General features: G+C 62.1%; 14 protein-coding genes and 1 other RNA gene. 3 read left to right on the top strand and 12 right to left on the bottom strand.

Going from position 1 to position 16,945, the window contains the following annotated elements:
• Position 1: 1 nt before the first annotated feature.
• From murD to NCHU2750_RS07435, 11 genes are all read right to left on the bottom strand, one after another.
• On the bottom strand, positions 2–1,408 hold the full coding sequence (gene murD / locus NCHU2750_RS07485; RefSeq protein WP_119939867.1) for a UDP-N-acetylmuramoyl-L-alanine--D-glutamate ligase: 1,407 nt from the start codon (positions 1,406–1,408) through the stop codon (positions 2–4).
• A gap of 7 nt (positions 1,409–1,415) precedes the next feature.
• Positions 1,416–2,516, bottom strand: a complete 1,101-nt coding sequence (gene mraY / locus NCHU2750_RS07480; RefSeq protein ID WP_119939866.1) for a phospho-N-acetylmuramoyl-pentapeptide-transferase — start codon at positions 2,514–2,516, stop codon at positions 1,416–1,418.
• Between the two features lie 28 nt (positions 2,517–2,544).
• A complete protein-coding gene (locus NCHU2750_RS07475) occupies positions 2,545–3,978 on the bottom strand; it encodes a UDP-N-acetylmuramoylalanyl-D-glutamyl-2,6-diaminopimelate--D-alanyl-D-alanine ligase (protein WP_119939865.1) in 1,434 nt (477 codons plus the stop codon).
• On the bottom strand, positions 3,975–5,435 hold the full coding sequence (locus NCHU2750_RS07470; RefSeq protein WP_119943077.1) for a UDP-N-acetylmuramoyl-L-alanyl-D-glutamate--2,6-diaminopimelate ligase: 1,461 nt from the start codon (positions 5,433–5,435) through the stop codon (positions 3,975–3,977). The genes NCHU2750_RS07475 and NCHU2750_RS07470 overlap by 4 nt, the downstream gene beginning before the upstream one ends.
• Positions 5,436–5,492: 57 nt before the next feature.
• The gene (locus tag NCHU2750_RS07465; RefSeq protein ID WP_119939864.1) at positions 5,493–7,238 is read right to left on the bottom strand and encodes a peptidoglycan D,D-transpeptidase FtsI family protein; all 1,746 of its coding nucleotides are present in this window, start codon (positions 7,236–7,238) and stop codon (positions 5,493–5,495) included.
• Positions 7,238–7,702 carry a cell division protein FtsL gene (gene ftsL, locus NCHU2750_RS07460; RefSeq protein WP_119939863.1) on the bottom strand — a complete coding sequence of 155 codons (465 nt, stop codon included), beginning with the start codon at positions 7,700–7,702 and terminating at the stop codon, positions 7,238–7,240. Before ftsL ends, NCHU2750_RS07465 begins: the two co-directional genes overlap by 1 nt.
• Positions 7,703–7,704: 2 nt before the next feature.
• Positions 7,705–8,730 carry a 16S rRNA (cytosine(1402)-N(4))-methyltransferase RsmH gene (rsmH, locus tag NCHU2750_RS07455; protein ID WP_119939862.1) on the bottom strand — a complete coding sequence of 342 codons (1,026 nt, stop codon included), beginning with the start codon at positions 8,728–8,730 and terminating at the stop codon, positions 7,705–7,707.
• A gap of 447 nt (positions 8,731–9,177) precedes the next feature.
• Positions 9,178–9,579, bottom strand: an RNA gene (gene rnpB / locus NCHU2750_RS07450) — RNase P RNA component class A.
• A 94-nt stretch (positions 9,580–9,673) separates the two neighbouring features.
• Positions 9,674–10,327, bottom strand: a complete 654-nt coding sequence (locus tag NCHU2750_RS07445) for a lytic transglycosylase domain-containing protein (protein ID WP_119939861.1) — start codon at positions 10,325–10,327, stop codon at positions 9,674–9,676.
• 240 nt (positions 10,328–10,567) lie between these two features.
• Positions 10,568–11,344 (bottom strand): N-acetylmuramoyl-L-alanine amidase, encoded by a 777-nt coding sequence (locus NCHU2750_RS07440; RefSeq protein WP_119939860.1) that lies wholly within the window; start codon positions 11,342–11,344, stop codon positions 10,568–10,570.
• Positions 11,341–12,084 (bottom strand): J domain-containing protein, encoded by a 744-nt coding sequence (locus NCHU2750_RS07435; protein WP_162939529.1) that lies wholly within the window; start codon positions 12,082–12,084, stop codon positions 11,341–11,343. Before NCHU2750_RS07435 ends, NCHU2750_RS07440 begins: the two co-directional genes overlap by 4 nt.
• Before the next feature lie 363 nt (positions 12,085–12,447).
• On the opposite strand from NCHU2750_RS07435, the gene NCHU2750_RS07425 reads away from it, so the two are divergent.
• The 3 genes from NCHU2750_RS07425 to NCHU2750_RS07415 all read left to right on the top strand — a co-directional run bounded on the left by NCHU2750_RS07425 (position 12,448) and on the right by NCHU2750_RS07415 (position 15,539).
• Positions 12,448–13,659 (top strand): pyrophosphate--fructose-6-phosphate 1-phosphotransferase, encoded by a 1,212-nt coding sequence (locus NCHU2750_RS07425; RefSeq protein WP_119939858.1) that lies wholly within the window; start codon positions 12,448–12,450, stop codon positions 13,657–13,659.
• A gap of 40 nt (positions 13,660–13,699) precedes the next feature.
• Complete coding sequence (locus tag NCHU2750_RS07420) at positions 13,700–14,338, top strand: hypothetical protein (protein ID WP_162939528.1); 639 nt, start codon at positions 13,700–13,702, stop codon at positions 14,336–14,338.
• A gap of 160 nt (positions 14,339–14,498) precedes the next feature.
• Positions 14,499–15,539: a transglycosylase SLT domain-containing protein gene (locus NCHU2750_RS07415; protein ID WP_245480356.1), complete on the top strand. Its 1,041-nt coding sequence runs from the start codon at positions 14,499–14,501 to the stop codon at positions 15,537–15,539.
• Between the two features lie 13 nt (positions 15,540–15,552).
• Here the strand turns inward: NCHU2750_RS07415 and NCHU2750_RS07410 are convergent, their stop codons facing one another.
• Entirely contained in the window at positions 15,553–16,896 is a 1,344-nt protein-coding gene (locus NCHU2750_RS07410; RefSeq protein ID WP_502703829.1) for a serine hydrolase domain-containing protein, read from the bottom strand.
• Between the last annotated feature and the right edge of the window lie 49 nt (positions 16,897–16,945).

Raw genomic sequence — 16,945 nt, 5'->3', positions numbered from 1 at the left:
CTCAGTCCTTCTTTGCGGTCTCGACCAGCATGGTCACATTCTGAAGCCCGGCGACGAACTCGACAAAAGCGTCGCCGCGGACCTCGAAATTCCTGAATTGATCGAAGCTTGCACATGCCGGCGACAGCATCACGGCCGAGGCGATGGCATCGCCATCGGCGTCTGCGGCTGCATGGGCGACTGCCTGATCCAGCGTGCCGGATATCTCGTATCGCACACTTTCGCCCAGGGTGGCCGCGAATGCCGGCGCGGCCTCTCCGATCAAATAGGCTTTGACGATACGCGGGAAGAGTGGTGCGAGGCTGACTATGCCGCCCTGCTTGGGAAGACCGCCGGCAATCCAGTAGATGCGCTCGTAGCTGGACAGCGCCGGTGCTGCCGCCTCGGCATTGGTTGCCTTGGAATCGTTGACGAACACGACCTGGCCACGGCGCCCGACGGGCTGCATGCGGTGCTTGAGTCCGGGAAAGGATTTCAGCCCGGCACGGATTTCTTCCGCCGAAAGACCGACCGCAAGGCAAGCAGATACGGCAGCTGCCGCGTTCTGGGCATTGTGTGCGCCCTTCAGCGTTTCGATGCCGTCAAGATCGGCGATCTCTTCCGTTGCGCCGCCGGTTGCCCGGATCAGTCGCGATCCCTCGGCATAGATGCCGTCTGCGACCGGGCTGCGCTTCGATATCCGCTTCACCGTGACACCTGCCCGCTCGATGCGGTCGGCAATCAGCGTGCAGAAACTATCGTCGACACCGACGATCGCGGTATCGCTGCCGGCGACCAGCCGTTCCTTGACGTCGGCGTAATGCTGCATCGTGCCGTGGCGATCGAGATGATCCGGCGTCAGGTTGAGCAGGATGCCGGCGGTCGGGTTGAGCGTCGGGGCAAGATCGATCTGGTAGGACGAGCATTCGACCACATAAAACCGGCCGGCCTTGGGTTCGTCGAGGGTCAATACGGCCGTGCCGATATTGCCGCCGAGCTGCGTGTCCCGGCCGCTTTCTGTGAGGATATGGGCGATCAGCGCCGTCGTCGTCGACTTGCCGTTTGTGCCGGTAATGGCGATGAACGGGCAATCGGGCGCATGGGTGCGACGTTCACGGACGAAAAGCTCGACATCGCCGATGATCTCGACACCGGCTGCTCTCGCCAGATCGACGGTCCAGTGCGGCTTCGGATGGGTGAGCGGCACGCCCGGTGACAGCACGAAGGCTGCCTGTTTTCCCCAGTCGATCTGGTGAAGATCAGCAACGGTGATGCCGGCCTCGCCGGCCTTCGTCACGCTGTCGGGATTGTCGTCCCAGGCCGTGACCCGGGCGCCGCCTGCGACGAGCGCCTGCGCCGTCGCGAGGCCGGAGCCGCCGAGCCCGAAGAGCGCAACGTCTTTGCCGTTAAAGGTCGTGACCGGGATCATCTTGCAATTACCGAAGTTTCAGGGTGGAAAGGCCGAGCATGGCAAGGCCGACGGCAATGATCCAGAACCGGACCACGACCTGGCTTTCGCTCCAGCCGAGCTTTTCGAAATGGTGGTGGATCGGCGCCATCAGGAAGACGCGGCGGCCGGTCATCTTGAAGAAACCGACCTGGATGATGACCGACAGGGTTTCCATAACGAAAAGGCCGCCGACGATCGCCATGACGATCTCGTGCTTGGTGGCGACTGCAACCGAACCGATCAGGCCGCCGAGCGCCAGCGAGCCGGTGTCACCCATGAAGATGGCCGCCGGCGGCGCGTTGAACCAGAGGAAACCGAGGCCAGCGCCGATCACCGCGCCCAGGATGACGGCGAGTTCGCCGGTACCGGGGACGAAATTGATCTGCAGGTAATTGGCGAAGACGGCGTTACCGGCGAGATAGGCTATGACGCCGAAGGAGGCTGCCGCGATCATCACCGGCACGATGGCGAGACCATCGAGACCATCGGTCAGGTTTACCGCATTGCCGGCCGCGACGATGACGAAGCCGCCGAAGAGGATGAAGAACATGCCGATATTGAGGACATATTCCTTCACGAACGGGAATGCGATCGAGGTGGCGAGATGCGGGTTGGCGGTCTGGGCATGCATGGCCATGCGCATCATGAAGAAGACCGCAACGCCGGCGATGAGGAATTCGATGCCGAGGCGTGCCTTGCCGGAAAAGCCCTTGTCGGACTGCTTGGTGACCTTGAGATAATCGTCATAGAAGCCGATCGCGCCGAAACCGAGCGTCACCAGCAGGGTGGCGACGACATAGACGTTGGAGAGATCGGCCCAGAGCAGCGAGCCGCCGACGATGCCGGCGAGGATCATCAGGCCGCCCATGGTCGGCGTACCGGCCTTCTTGAAATGGGTCTGCGGACCATCGGCGCGGATCGGCTGGCCCTTGCCCTGCCGGACACGCAGCGAATCGATCATGCGCGGTCCGAACAGGAAGACGATGAGGGCCGACGTGAACAGAGCTGCGCCGGTCCGGAAGGTGATGTATCGGAACAAATTAAAGAACTGCAGTTTGTCCGATAGTTCGACAAGCCAGATCAGCATGAGGGCCCTTTCTAAAAGCCGCTAAAATTCAAAGTTGATTGTCCGTGTCGGAGAATGCCGGATAGTTGTCAAGCAAAGCCGACACGATCTTGCCGAAGCCGAGCCCGAGCGACGACTTCACCATGACGACGTCGCCCGGCGCGACGGCGTGAACGACGTAATCCACCAGATCGGATGTCTGTTCGCGATATTCGACCTGAACACTCTCCGGTAGCGCATCGCGCAGCACGGCCATTTCCTTGCCCGCAAGCCAGACATGTTCGATGCCGGCGGCCAAAAGCGGGCCACCCAACTCGTCATGCACCTGCGCGGAAAACTCGCCCATTTCCAGCATGTCGCCGAGGACTGCGATCCGCCGGCCGGTCAGTTGCGGCGCAGTCGAGGCAAGCAGCGCGATCGCTGCCCGCATGGAGGCAGGATTGGCGTTATAGCTCTCGTCGATCAGGGTGAAATAGCCGTCGGCAATCTTCCGCCTGTGGCGCTGGCCGCGTCCCTTGACGGCCTTCAGGCCGCCCAGCGCCTCGATTGCGAGATCCATGTCGGCTTGAACCAGATCGCAAGCGGCGAGCGCTGCCATTGCATTCTCGGCAATGTGCCTGCCGGGGGCAGCAATCTTGACCTCGCGGGTTTCGCCGTCGAGCACCGCCCAGATGGTCGAGCTTTCGCCATCGCCTTCGAAATCGGCAAGGCGGAAATCGGCCTTGGCGTGCTGGCCGAAACTGCAGATCCGCGCAACACCCGCCTGTTCGGCGCGCTCGGCGAGGAATTCATACTGCTTGATATCGCGGTTCAAGACCGCAACGCCACCCTCGACAACACCGTCGAAGATCTCGGCCTTGGCGGCGGCGATCTCTTCGAGATCCTTGAAGTGGCCGAGATGGGCGGCGGCGATGGTTGTGATGATCGCCACATGCGGCTTCACCATCTTGACCAGCGGGGTGATTTCGCCCGCGTGGTTCATGCCGATCTCGAAGACGCCGAAATCGGCATCGGCCGGCATGCGGGCGAGCGTCAGCGGCACGCCCCAATGATTGTTGAAGGAGGCAACGGCCGCATGGACCTTGCCCGACGGCGCCAGTACCTGGCGCAGCATTTCCTTGGTGGTCGTCTTGCCGACCGAACCGGTGACGGCAACGATCTGGGCGCGGCTGCGCTCACGCGAGGCTACGGCCAGCCGGCCGAGTGCTACGAGAACGTCCTCGACCACGATCATCGGCACCGTCAGGCGGCCGAGGGCGGGAAGCTTGCCTTCACTGATGACGATCAGCGAGGCGCCATTGGCGACAGCGATGCCGGCATAGTCATGGCCATCGACCCGGTCGCCCTTGATGGCGAAGAAGGCTTCGCCTTCACCGATCGAACGGCTGTCTATGGAAATGCCCGTGATGCCTTCCGGAAGGGCGCCGACCGGGCGTCCGCCCATCACGGCCGTCATTTCCTCCGATGTCCAAAGAAAGCTCACGATGCCCGCTCCTCCAATGCCTTGCGCAGTTCCTTGTGGTCCGAGAAAGGCAGGACCGTCGTTCCGACAGTCTGGCCTTCCTCATGTCCCTTGCCGGCGACAATCAGCGTATCGCCGGATTTGAGAAGGTTCACCGCATGACGGATCGCCTTTGCCCGATCGCCGATCTCGATTGCGCCGGGTGCGGCCGCCATGATTTCCGAGCGGATGATTTCGGGCACTTCGGAGCGCGGATTGTCGTCGGTGACGACTACGACATCGGCAAGCCGTGTGGCGATCTCGCCCATGATCGGGCGCTTGCCCTTGTCGCGATCGCCGCCGCAGCCGAAGACGACCAGAACCCGGCCGCTGGTGAACGGGCGAACCGCCGACAGCACCTTTTCCAGCGCATCGGGCTTGTGGGCATAGTCGACATAGGCGAGCGCACCGTCCTTCGTATGGCCGACCAGTTCGAGACGGCCGGAGGCACCCTGCAGGGTTTCAAGTGCTTCGAACGCCAGTTTGGGGGCGACGCCGGTGGAGATTGCGAGCCCGGCTGCGACAAGCGCGTTGGCCAGCTGGAAATCACCTGCCAGCGGAAGGTCGATCTCGTAGATCTGGCCGTCGTGATGAACTTCGGCCGTCTGCTTGTGGCGGAAATGCTCGACGCGCTTGACGCAGAGATAGTCGCCCTTGCGGCCGACCGTGCGGACATTGAGACCGGAGGCGGTTGCGACGCGGATCGCTTCGTCCGACCATGCGTCATCGGCAAAGATGACGGCCGGAGCGCCCTTCGGGGTGAGCGTATCGAACAGGCGCATCTTCGCAGCCATGTAGTCTTCGACCGTAGGGTGGTAGTCCATATGGTCGCGGCCGAGATTGGTGAAGGCTGCGGCCGCAAGTTTCACGCCGTCGAGGCGGGATTGGTCGAGGCCGTGGCTTGAGGCTTCCATGACTGCATGGGTGACGCCCTCGCCCGCAAGCTCGGAAAGAAGCCGCTGCAGCTCGACCGGGTCCGGCGTCGTCAGCGAGCCGTAGTCGTTGCGCTTGGGAGAAATGACGCCGGTCGTGCCGACCTGCGCGGCATCAAGGCCGGCCTTCGCCCAGATCTGGCGGGTGAAGGAGGCGACCGAGGTCTTGCCTGCCGTACCGGTCACCGCGACCATCGTCTGCGGCTGCCTGCCGAAAAACCTTGCGGCAGCAAGCGCCAGAAAACGCCTTGGATTGGCAACGACCAGAACAGGAACGCTCGCTTCGATCGGATGGCCAGCCACGATAGCTGTGGCACCGCGGGCGATCGCGTCCCCGACGAAGCCCGATCCGTCAGCCTTGGCGCCGGCAAGCGCCACGAACAGCATTCCCGGCGCAATCTTGCGGCTGTCGGCCGACAGGCCGCCAATCTCGAGGTCTCCGACGGGACCGGCAAGAAGGTCGTTTACTTCGGGAAAATCCGAACCAGCAAGATCGCGCATATTCATCGGTTGCATTCCATATTTCGAACGGCGTCTACGAATCGCCGTCCGAGTTGTTGTCGCTCAATAAGACACAAGCAGGGCAGAACCGTCATTGCCGAATTTCGGCTTTACACCGAGAATGGGCGCCGCACGGCTGATGATCTCCTTGACCATCGGGGCGGCCGACATGGCAGCGAGGGCCGCGCCATTACCGAGATCCGTCTTGGGCTCATCGCTGAAGCTCAGCACCACATATTGCGGATCGCCCATCGGGAAGGCCGAAAGGAAGGCATTGAAGTTCTTGTCGTGCACGTAACGACCGTGCACGACCTTGTCGGCCGTGCCGGTCTTGCCGCCGACATCGAATCCGGCGACACGCGCATTGCGCCCCGAGCCATTGGCGCCGTTCCATTCGAACAGGAAGCGCATGTCCTTGCTGGTCGAGGGCTTGATCACCGCGGTCTTGACGAGATCGGCCTGATCGCGCGAGCGCGGCAGGAAGGTCGGCTGGATGAGATGGCCGCCATTGACGAGGGCAGCGCCGGCAACCGCCGTCTGCAGCGGTGTCGTCGAGACGCCGTGGCCGAAGGAGATGGTGATCGAGTTGATCTTCTTCCATTCGCGCGGCTGGCTCGGCATGGCCACTTCCGGAAGCTCGGTCTTCATCCGGGACAGAAGGCCAAGACGGGTCAGAAAGTCCTTATGCGCCTCGATGCCGACGGAATCGGCGATCTTGGCCGTGCCGATATTCGACGAATACTGGAAGATCTCGGGCACGGTGAGAAAACGTCCCTTGCCGTGGAAGTCCTTGATGGTGAAGCCACCGATGCGGATCGGGAAACGGGCGTCGAACGTGCTGTTGAGCGTCATCTTGCTCTCGTCGAGACCCATGGCCAGCGTGAAGGACTTGAAGGTCGAGCCCATTTCGAACGTGCCGTTCGACATGCGGTTGAACCAGCCTTCCTCGCCGCCGGCCGCCGGATCGTTCGGATCGAAATCCGGTGCCGAAGCCATGCCGAGGATTTCGCCGGTGTGGACGTCGATGACGACGGCACCGGCGCCGATGGCGTGATATTTGCCGATCGATTCCGACACCACGTCCTGGACGATCGCCTGCACTCTCAGGTCGATGGAAAGCTTGACGGGTTCGAGCGGCTGGTTCGAGGTCATGCCGACCGATGCGAGATCGGCAAGGCCCTGGCTGTCGATATAGCGTTCCATGCCGGCAACGCCGCGGTTGTCGATATTGACATAGCCGAGGATGTGGGCGGCGGTACGCCCGCCCGGATAGAAACGGCGCTTTTCGGGACGGAAGCCGATGCCGGGGACGCCGAGTGCCAGGATCTGGCTCTGTTGCTTCGGCGTCAACTGGCGGCGCAGCCACTGGAAGCGCGAGTTGGATTTCAGTTTCGAATAGGTGGCCCTGGCATCGAGATCGGCGAGGACAGTCGAGAGTTTCTCGACCACTTCGTCGGCGTCGACGATCTTGTGCGGCTCGGCAAACAGCGAGACGGTGCGGACATCGGTGGCGAGCAGCGCACCATTGCGGTCGACGATATCCGGGCGCGATGCCAGAAGGCGATCGGGCGGCAATATGCTGGATGTGGTTACCGGAAGCGTCATGCCGTATTCGACGAGACGCCCGCCAATCAGCACGTAAAAGGCGGCAAAACCGGCGATCAGCAGGCCGACGCGATTGCGCGCCTGCGAGGACTTCTTCTTGCGCGTGCCCTCAAAAGCCGCACCATGGGCGACCGCACTGCCCTTGCGGTTGGAGGAGAAATGCGCGCGGCGCTTCACCATCATTATCCGGGAGAGAAAACTCATCAGCGTTTCACCGAACCAGTGGAGATCGTATCAGGCGTCATACCGCGCCGCTGGGGCACGGGAACTTTGGGAGCGGGCGTCGCCTTGGCTTTCTCGACACCCTTCAATGCTGCGGCCACCTCGCCGCTCTTGCCGGCGATGATGTCCTCGATCGTCGTTTCCGGCTGCGGCAGGTTCGACCGCGCCATCGGCAGTTCCTTCGGCAAGGAGAGATGGGTCGGATCGGTCGGCACCAAACTGAGTTCCGAATCATAGCGCTGGATCAGCGGCTCCAGCCGGTTCGGCTGGGTCAGGAGCGCCCAGTCGGCCTTCAACAGGTCGATCGTGTCGCGCTCCAGCTTGATCTCGGATTCGAGATGGCGCACCTCCGTCAGCTTGTCGTCGGCACGATGCTTGATGCTGTAGGTGATGACGGCTGTTGCGGTCATGACGCCGATCAGAACAAGATCGAAACTTCTCAGCATCATCAGGCTCCCATCGTCTTGAGGCTGGCGAGATCGGGCAGCGCGAAAATCGACATGTCAGCGACACCGGCCACAGCCGTGGTGCGAACCCCCATGCGCAGCTTGGCAGAGCGCGCCCGCGGATTGACCTCCGCCTCGGCTTCGCTTGCGGCAATCATCTGCTTGCCCGGAAAATCGAAAACGGCCGGGCGCACCTCGACGAGCGGCATATGCCGCGAGCCGGAGGCCTTGCCGGAGCGATCGGAGAAAAACTGCTTCACGATACGATCTTCAAGCGAGTGGAAGGTAACGACGACGAGGCGACCACCGGGCTTCAGCGCTCGCTCGGCGGCAAACAGCGCATTGGCCAACTGGCCCAGTTCGTCATTGACGAAGATGCGCAGCGCCTGAAAGACCCGTGTAGAGGGATGGATCTTGTCCTTGGCGCGGCGCGGATTGACCGTCTCGATCAGATTGACCAGATCACGTGTGGTCTCGAACGGCTGCGTCGCCCGGCGCTTCTCGATGGCGCGGGCGATACGGCCTGCATGCTTTTCCTCACCGAGAAAACCGAAGATGCGGGTCAGGTCGCCCACCTTGGCGCGATTGACGACATCGGCCGCAGAGACACCGGCCGCTGACATGCGCATATCGAGCGGGCCGTTGCGCTGGAACGAGAAGCCGCGCTCGGCCTCATCGATCTGCATCGACGACACGCCGATATCGAGCACGACGCCATCGAGGCCACCTTCCGGCGCATGATCGGCGAGATTGGAAAACTCGGAATGGATCAGCGAGAGCCGACCCTTGTTCTGATCGACAAGCGGCTGGCCGGCGGCAATCGCCGTCGGATCGCGATCGAGTGCCACGACCGAAGCACCACGGGAGAGAATTGCAGACGTATAGCCGCCGGCACCGAATGTGCCATCGAGGATGACTTTCCCAGCTTCCGGCTGAAGCGCATCGATCACTTCATGCAGAAGCACGGGGACATGACGAACCGATCCGGCTTCGGCCTCAACCTCAGAACCATCCGATTTCATCACCATAGCGCATCCCTGCTGCAAGCGGAGCAAATACCCGTCACTCCATTCCATCGACTGCGACGCCCTCCACCCCGCAAGCCAACCGGAAGACACCGGACCGACCGAAGGCGGACAATGCGCAGCGCGACCGAAGCATCCGACCTTGAGGCGAAAGTTCGCCCTGCGCAGCGTGAAAATGGAACAACATCGAACCACAGAGACATCGTCGGAAAGAGCCTTGCGGACCCATCCCCGTCAGCATTTATTTATGAGGCGTTAAGTTTAACAAACCGTTACCAAGACCATTCCGGAAACTGCAGAAACGCGCTTCTCCAGCCATTTCGAACAGGTCTCAACCCGTTGAAAACCGGGGTATTTCACCAGAGTGTGCAACAATGGAAGGATAACCCCTGGCGAACGGCCGCCCTCAACCGCACTGTCGCGTGCGGGCGCCGATACAACCAGAACAGATTCGCCAGTTGGCCTGTAAGCCGGGTTCTGTATGGCCCCGGTGCGAACACCGGAACGTGGCAGCCATTCATCTGGGACGATGCTTGCACATCGCCTCACGCAACCCACCCGGATGACTGGCCCAGAAACAGGCTGTAGGCGCTTTTGGCGCCCCGCGTCACCCCTATTCGGTCTTGCTCCCGGTGGGGTTTACCTTGCCACCCCTGTCACCAGGGGTGCGGTGGGCTCTTACCCCACCCTTTCACCCTTACCCCGCAACAGCGAGGCGGTTTGCTTTCTGTGGCACTTTCCCTGAGGTCGCCCTCGCCGGACGTTATCCGGCACCGTGTTTCCGTGGAGCCCGGACTTTCCTCACCCTACCGTCTTTCGACATTGGTAAAGCGCGGCTGCCCGGCCAACTGGCACGCGCTCCATAGACGGTTTGAAACGCAAAGGCCACAGGCCGGCCAAAAGAATCGACTGTCGACGGCCCGGCAAAAGGCGCGGGCCGCAAATGTCAGAATATCAGCGGGAACGTCCGGCCGTAATCGAGTGCGACAGTGGCGATGACCTCACCGTTCGGCACGGTGATGCGAGGACGATCATTGGCGGCGATCACCGTCTCGACACGGTTGCAGTAACGCTGCGACACCGGGTTCATCCGCCTTGCACCATGGCCGGCATTGTATTTGAGGATGGTGCGACACAGCTTGCCGTCGCCCAGATCATGCGCACCGGCGAGATATTTCATGCCGTAGCGGATATTGGTCTCCGGATCATACAGTCCGGACGCCTCGCCCTTGTAGCCCATCAGCCTGGCGGTCGCGGGCTTTATCTGCATCAGGCCGATCTCGCCGGCACTACCCTTGACGGTCGGGCGGAAATTGCTCTCGATCTGGACGACGGCAAGTGCCAGCTCTTCGGGCACATCGTACAGATTGGCATATTGGCGGATCAGCCCTTCGTAATGGGCCTTCCTGATGGCGCGCCGGTCTTCCGGTGTTGCGGCTGCGGCATGTGTCTCGCGGCTTTCCCAGGGCGTGATCGGCTGGGTAACCGCCTTGCCCTTCACGTCAGTCTTCGTCTCATTGCCGTCTTCGGCGCGCACGAGATCGGTCCCCGCTGCGAACATGGCAATGCTCGCGGCGGCTGCAACAGCCAGTATTCTCATGGATTGGTTCTGTCTCCGGATAAGGCCCGTCAAACTCGGGGGCCTGCCAGGTTCGCGGATGGCACAGCATCACTGGGGCGCCCGCCGGAAAGACGGCGCGCCGGTTGACGAAACCTGTTCGTTTTTCTTTGCAATCCCCGCCTACAAGGTGACTGCGCGAGCCATCAGTTAAAACCGCGCATTACGGAAAATATGCGGCATTGCAGCAATGACTAATATTTCATCGCAATTTGAGATTGCCTAAGAGGCGTGCTGGCTGCTGTATTGCGGCAGCGAGGTCAGCAGGCGATGCAATGTATCGATGGTTGAAAAATCGGCGATCCCGTCAACGCGCGCGGGGCGAAAATGGCGCTGGAAAGCCTCCACGACACCCTTGGTGCGATCACAGAAATTGCCTGTGATCTCAAGATCGTAACCATAGAAGGAGAGCATCGACTGCAATGCCTCGATCGGCTGGCCGCTTTCGCCCAGCTGGAAGAAGCGCCCGCCCGCGACGGGAGCAGGCTCCACCCAGTGTCCGACGCCCTTTTCGGACAACAATTGCCAGGGGAAATTTTCACCCGGATCGACCTTGCGAATGGGAGCGACATCCGAGTGCGCCAGCACTCTTTCGGGCCGAATCGACCAGCGCTCGCCACAATCGCGACACAATTTAACGACCGCGTCGATCTGCGCCTGCGGAAAGGGCGGCAGCCCGCCCGGATGGCCGAGATTGGCGATCTCGATGCCGATGGAACAGGAATTGATGTCCACCTCGCCCGCCCAGGCGCTCTTTCCCGCATGCCAGGCGCGCCGCGCTTCCGGCACGAGTTGTAGCACACGCCCGTCTTCATAGACGAAATAGTGGCTGGAGACCTGGCTCTCCTCGGTGGTCAGCCAGTTCAGTGCCTGATCGGCGCCCGGCATGCCCGTGTAGTGGAGGATGATCGCATCCGGCTTTCGCCCGCCTGCCCGCTTGCCATGGTTTGGAGAGGGGTGGACCAGAGCGGGCGCGTAGTCCGCAGTAAAATTCGTCATGCTGCGCGGCGCTCTTTCTCGATCGCCTCATAGGCGGCGTTGAGCGCAGCCATCCGCTCGTGAGCCGCCGCATGCAGCGATGGGGGAACGCCACGGGCGATCAGGCGGTCGGGATGGTGTTCGGAAACGAGCGAGCGATACTGCTTGCGGATCTCGGCAAAATCATCGTCGCGGGAAACACCGAGAACGAGATAGGGATCGCGGCCATCGAGATGCACGTGGCGCGCCATGATGCGGCGGAAATGCTCCTCGTTGATCCTGAAGATCTCGGAGATGCGGCCGAGGAACAGCAGTTCCTTCTCGTGGATCAGGCCATCGGCCTTGGCGATATGGAAGAGACCGTCGATGACGCTTTCGAGCATCGGGCAATTCTCGGCGGCACCGGAGCTGCACAGGCCCGCAAGCTTCATCGCATAGGCTTCGTAGCCGGCGACGTCCTGGCGGGCGAGATTGTAGAGCCGGGCAACGTTGCGGGCTTCCTCATCGGGAAAATCGAAGATCTGCTGAAAAGCCTTAACCTCGGCCTCGGTGACGATCCCGTCGGCTTTCGCCATCTTGGCGGACAGCGCGATGATGGCGACCGAGAAGGATACCTTGCGGCGGGTTTCCGGATCGCCTTCGAAGAGCGTGCGAATCGCCTCTACGACTCGCCCCAGCGCATTGCCGGCAGCATCGCCGATGGCGCTGACCAGCCGCTCCCAGAGCGAGGAAATCTGCAGACAGGAAAAATCGAATATCATGCGGCTAGATGACCAGAAAACGCCAAAAAATGCAACGCAGGCAATGGTCGTCGACGGATTAAACTCTGTTCATCTTATCCGAACAATCCCCCTCGCCGGCCGCCCTCCATGGAAACCGGCGGGCCGGCCGGCAGCGGCGCCCGTCATCAAGACGCCGCAAAATGTCCCGTTGGCGGACTTCCGAGCGCTCCCCGCAGGTTCATTCAAGCATTTGATATGGAACATGAATACAATGGATTAGGCGCATTCGCCGGCTCGGCAAGGGGTAAAAACTCGACGGAAAGTGACTTTACATGCCCTCACCGCTGGCGCATCCATTTGCACGATTTGTCGAGGAGGCGCCAAGGGCGCGACGGAGGATATATGCCCAAGCAGAAAGTCGCGATGCTGACCGCCGGCGGACTTGCACCATGCCTGTCGTCGGCCGTCGGAGGACTGATCGGACGCTACAGCGATGTCGCTCCGGACATCGAACTGATCGCCTACCGCTCCGGCTACCAGGGCGTTCTATTGAGCGACAGAATAGAGATCACCGCCGACATGCGTGAGAAGGCGCATCTTCTGCATCGCTATGGCGGCTCGCCGATCGGCAACAGCCGCGTCAAGCTGACCAATGCCGCAGACTGCGTGAAGCGGGGCCTCGTCAAGGAGGGGCAGAACCCGCTCGCGGTTGCCGCAGAACGGCTGGCAGCCGATGGCGTGACCATCCTGCACACGATCGGCGGCGACGACACCAATACGACGGCGGCCGACCTTGCCGCCTATCTCGGCGCCAACGGCTATGACCTGACGGTCGTCGGCCTGCCGAAGACGGTCGACAACGACGTGGTTCCGATCCGTCAGTCGCTCGGCGCGTGGACGGCGGCGGAAGTCGGCGCGACCTTCTTCGACAATGTGTCGAACGAGCAGACGGCTGCGCCACGCACGCTCGTCATCCATGAAGTGATGGGCCGCCATTGCGGCTGGCTGACGGCCGCAACGGCCCGCGCCTATATCCAGAAGAGCCGGGAAAACGACTATGTCGACGGGCTGCTGATGAGCGCCGAACTCAAAGGCATTGACGGGCTCTATCTGCCGGAAATGGCCTTCAATGCCGAGAAGGAAGCCGCCCGTTTGAGGCAGGTCATGGACAAACGCGGATTTGCGACCATCTTTGTATCCGAAGGTGCCTGCCTCGATGCGATCGTCGCCGAACGGGAGGCCGCGGGAGAGAGTGTCAAGCGCGACGCCTTCGGCCATGTGAAGCTCGACACGATCAATGTCGGCGGCTGGTTCCAGAAGCAGTTTGCCGGCTATCTCGATGCGGAGCGCTCGATGGTGCAGAAGTCCGGCTATTTCGCCCGGTCGGCGCCCGCCAATGGCGACGACCTGAGACTGATCCAGGGCATGGTGGACCTCGCGGTGGAAAGCGCGCTCAACAAGGTATCGGGCGTGACCGGCCATGACGAGGGCCAGAACGGTAAGCTGAGGACAATAGAATTTCCTCGTATCAAGGGTGGTAAACCTTTCGATATGACGGCAAGATGGTTCAAGGATGTAATGGATTTCATCGGCCAGCCCTACGCGGCCGCCTGATGATAAAGGATGACGGGCGCCGTGCGCGTCCGGGAGGGTGATGATGACCTTAGAGGCCTGGCTCGCTTTTGCCGCGATCGCGACAGCGTTCCTCCTCATGCCGCATCCGCTTGCAGCCCTCACGGCCGCATTTTCGGCGTCGTGGGGACGGTCGAGCGCGTTCGTCACGGTGCCGGCCTCGATCATCGCCATGGTGCTTTGCGCCATTCCCGCCACGGCCGCCGTCTTCGCGCTCGGCTTCTACTGGCAGAGTGCGATCGACTCGTTCTCCTGGGCTGGCCTCGCTTATCTGATGATCTACATGCTCTACGCCTATCAGGCGCCTGAGATCCGGATCGGGCTTGCCGCCAACGACAACCTGCCCGAAACGCGCCCGATGCGGGTGCTCGGATATTTCATCCTCACCGCATTCCGGAAGATCCGCTATTTCGCGCTGACGGCGGCGCTCGCCATCCAGGTCGTCGACCCGAACCTTTCCGCCGGAAAGCAGTTTGGCGAAATCATCGCCGCCTTCGCGATCGGCACCGGCATCGGCGTGCTCGCCTATTCCTTCTTTCCGCGCCGGTTCAGCCGCAGGCGCCGCCGCGTCGCCTCCCCCCGCCACGCGCTTTACAAGCCCGGAACGCTGTTCATCGCCCGCCGCGCCGTCACCGCCGGATACCGACGGATTGCCGCATAGATGTGGGCTTGCCCGCGGGTGGCTTGCCGACCCCTTACGAATAGGTTAATTGATGTCGGATTGAGGGGGCGTGCGAGCGCTTTTTGTTAACGTTCTGGGCAACGATTTTAGTGAAAGCGACCCAATGGCGGTAATGCGATTTGTGTGCCGGAAAGCGGCCGTGGTGATTGCCATGTCGTCTGCGCTGGCCGCATGTTCGAGCGTCGAACACGATAATGCCGTTGCGTCCAAGGACGGCAAGGACCAGTCGGTCCAGCAGCCCGCCGATGCCCAGCAGATCGCCGCGGCCAATGCCGCCGCCGCATCCCAGACAGAGGTCACTCTGGTCAAGACCAGCCGCCTGCCCGTTCCGGTGCCGACGGTCGCCGAGGCGACGACGGTCCAGTCTGCGGCCATGGCATCGCCGACCATGGCACCCTTCGTCGCCATGCAGCAGATCAGCCCTGCCTCGGTCGGCACGCAGCCGCTGCCAGCCGCATCGTCGACGGCTCTTGCCGCATCGACCACTCTGGCTGCAACGACCGAGCCGGCAAGCCATAGCCTTGCCAAGGGCAGCCGCCTCGTTTCACCGGTTGTCGCCCCCGCCGTGCAGTCGGGACAGATCCAGCCTGCCGCTGCCGAGGCGATCGCTCTCGACGAGCCGGAACTGACGCCCGACATGGTGGCGCTGCAATCCGTCATTCCGATCCCCCGGCCAATGCCGCGCCCCACGTTGGGGCCGCAGGGTGCATCCACCGCGCTTGGCTATGCCGGCCAGCCGAAGCCGCTCGCCGCGGTGGCTGCAATCGACAGCCGAATGGAATTTCCGCCGGCGCCCGGCGAGCCGATGCCGGCCAGTGCGGCGGGTGCACCGGCCGATCTGCAAAAACTGATCCATCGCTATGCCGGGCTCTACGGCGTGCCGGAATCGCTGGTGCACCGTGTCGTGCATCGCGAAAGCAAGTATGATCCCAGTGCCTATCACAAGAACGGCTACTGGGGCCTCATGCAGATCAAGTATTCGACGGCCAAGTCCATGGGCTATCAGGGGCCGCCGGAGGGCCTGCTCGATCCCGAGACCAATCTGAAATACGCCATCAAATACCTTCGCGGCGCCTGGCTCGTGGCCGACAACCAGAACGACGACGCCATCCGGCTTTATGCGCGCGGCTATTATTACGATGCCAAGCGCAAGGACATGCTGAGCGTCCTGCAGAAGTAAGATAGCCCAAGCGCTACTCTTCCCCCCTCACCTTCCGCACGATCGCCGATGCGAGCGTGGTCGCGTCATAGCCTGCGCCGCGCGGCGTCAGGCCGAGCCTAACGATGACCAGTTTCATCGAGGGAATGACGAAGACGTTCTGGCCGTCGTGGCCGCTCAGGATGAACGTGTCGCCGGGCAGGCCCGAGCCGGGTTTCGGCAGCCATGTCTGCATCCTGGAATAGCGGCCGCCCGAGCTGGCGTTCTTCTCCTGCATCTCGCCGACAAAACCTTGCGGCAGAAGCCTGTTGCCTTGCCAGACGCCGTCCTGCGCCAGGAACAGCCCTAAACGCGCCCAGTCGCGGGCCGTCGCATACATGTAGGAACTGCCGACAAAGGTGCCCGCAGCGTCCGTTTCGATCACCGCCGAGCGCATGCCGAGAGGGGCAAAGAGCGCCTTTTGCGGATAGGCGAGCGCCTCTTCGGCGCTGCCCGCATGGGCCATCCAGATCTTCGACAGAAGCACCGGCGTGCCGGAGGAATAGGTGAAGCGGCTGCCGATACCCGCCTCCAGAGGCAGGCTTTCGACGAAGCGTGCCATGTCGGGCTCGAGGAACAGCATCCGCGTCACGTCGGCCACGCTGCCATAGTTCTCGTTGAAGGCGAGACCGCTTTCCATCGACAGAAGATCGGCCAGCCGAATGCCGGCACGCGCGTCGTCCTTCCATGCCGGAAAAAGGTTCTTCTCCTCAAGCGAGATTTTTCCCTCGGCCACAAGGCGGCCGATGATGGCAGCCGTGACGGTCTTGGTCATCGACCAGCCGAGAAGCGGCATGGAGGCAGAGAACCCATCACCATAGGTCTCGGCGGCAAGCCGCCCATCCTTGACAACGACCACGCCACGCATGCCGGGCCCTGTTAAAGCCCTGTCTGAAACAACGGCTTGAAGCATCGGATCTACCTGGTCTTTGTTTCCTGTTGGCCATAGCCCATCCAGCGGCTCCGATGCCGCCTGCACGGGAACGGAAAGCTCAGCCGGCATTGCGCCATCGGGCACGACCGTGCAGCCTGCGCCATCGCGATAGATGGCCAGGCTCGGCGCAATCCACCCCAGAAGCGCTGCATCGACGCGCCTGCCGTTGGGATCGACGGCGACCCGCATCAGCCGCAGCAGCGGATTGCCGGGCGCCTGAACGTCCTCCGCCAGAACCTTCTCCGCATCACGCCCTGCAAGGAAGACATTGGAGCAGACGATCTTTGCCGCATAACCGCTGCCGACCCTCAGCAGTTCGGGAGGCGACAGATAAAGCCAGCCCGCGCCGCCGGCGACGATCAGCAGCATGATGGCGGCAAGCCCGCGAAGAATATGCCTGAACACGAAGCCCCTCCCTTGATCCGCTCGCATGGGTCTGCGCCATGCAAGCAAA

The sequence above is a fragment of the Neorhizobium sp. NCHU2750 genome (assembly GCF_003597675.1).
GTDB lineage: Bacteria > Pseudomonadota > Alphaproteobacteria > Rhizobiales > Rhizobiaceae > Neorhizobium.
This window is presented reverse-complemented; position numbering and strand designations above follow the sequence as displayed.

What these genes read in the sequence shown, in the direction of transcription:
- murD (WP_119939867.1), bottom strand. Translation starts at nt 1,408, where the DNA reads ATGATCCCGGTCACGACCTTTAACGGCAAAGACGTTGCGCTCTTCGGG.
- mraY (WP_119939866.1), bottom strand. Translation starts at nt 2,516, where the DNA reads ATGCTGATCTGGCTTGTCGAACTATCGGACAAACTGCAGTTCTTTAAT.
- NCHU2750_RS07470 (WP_119943077.1), bottom strand. Translation starts at nt 5,435, where the DNA reads ATGAATATGCGCGATCTTGCTGGTTCGGATTTTCCCGAAGTAAACGAC.
- NCHU2750_RS07465 (WP_119939864.1), bottom strand. Translation starts at nt 7,238, where the DNA reads ATGAGTTTTCTCTCCCGGATAATGATGGTGAAGCGCCGCGCGCATTTC.
- ftsL (WP_119939863.1), bottom strand. Translation starts at nt 7,702, where the DNA reads ATGCTGAGAAGTTTCGATCTTGTTCTGATCGGCGTCATGACCGCAACA.
- rsmH (WP_119939862.1), bottom strand. Translation starts at nt 8,730, where the DNA reads ATGGTGATGAAATCGGATGGTTCTGAGGTTGAGGCCGAAGCCGGATCG.
- NCHU2750_RS07445 (WP_119939861.1), bottom strand. Translation starts at nt 10,327, where the DNA reads ATGAGAATACTGGCTGTTGCAGCCGCCGCGAGCATTGCCATGTTCGCA.
- NCHU2750_RS07440 (WP_119939860.1), bottom strand. Translation starts at nt 11,344, where the DNA reads ATGACGAATTTTACTGCGGACTACGCGCCCGCTCTGGTCCACCCCTCT.
- NCHU2750_RS07435 (WP_162939529.1), bottom strand. Translation starts at nt 12,084, where the DNA reads ATGATATTCGATTTTTCCTGTCTGCAGATTTCCTCGCTCTGGGAGCGG.
- NCHU2750_RS07425 (WP_119939858.1), top strand. Translation starts at nt 12,448, where the DNA reads ATGCCCAAGCAGAAAGTCGCGATGCTGACCGCCGGCGGACTTGCACCA.
- NCHU2750_RS07420 (WP_162939528.1), top strand. Translation starts at nt 13,700, where the DNA reads ATGATGACCTTAGAGGCCTGGCTCGCTTTTGCCGCGATCGCGACAGCG.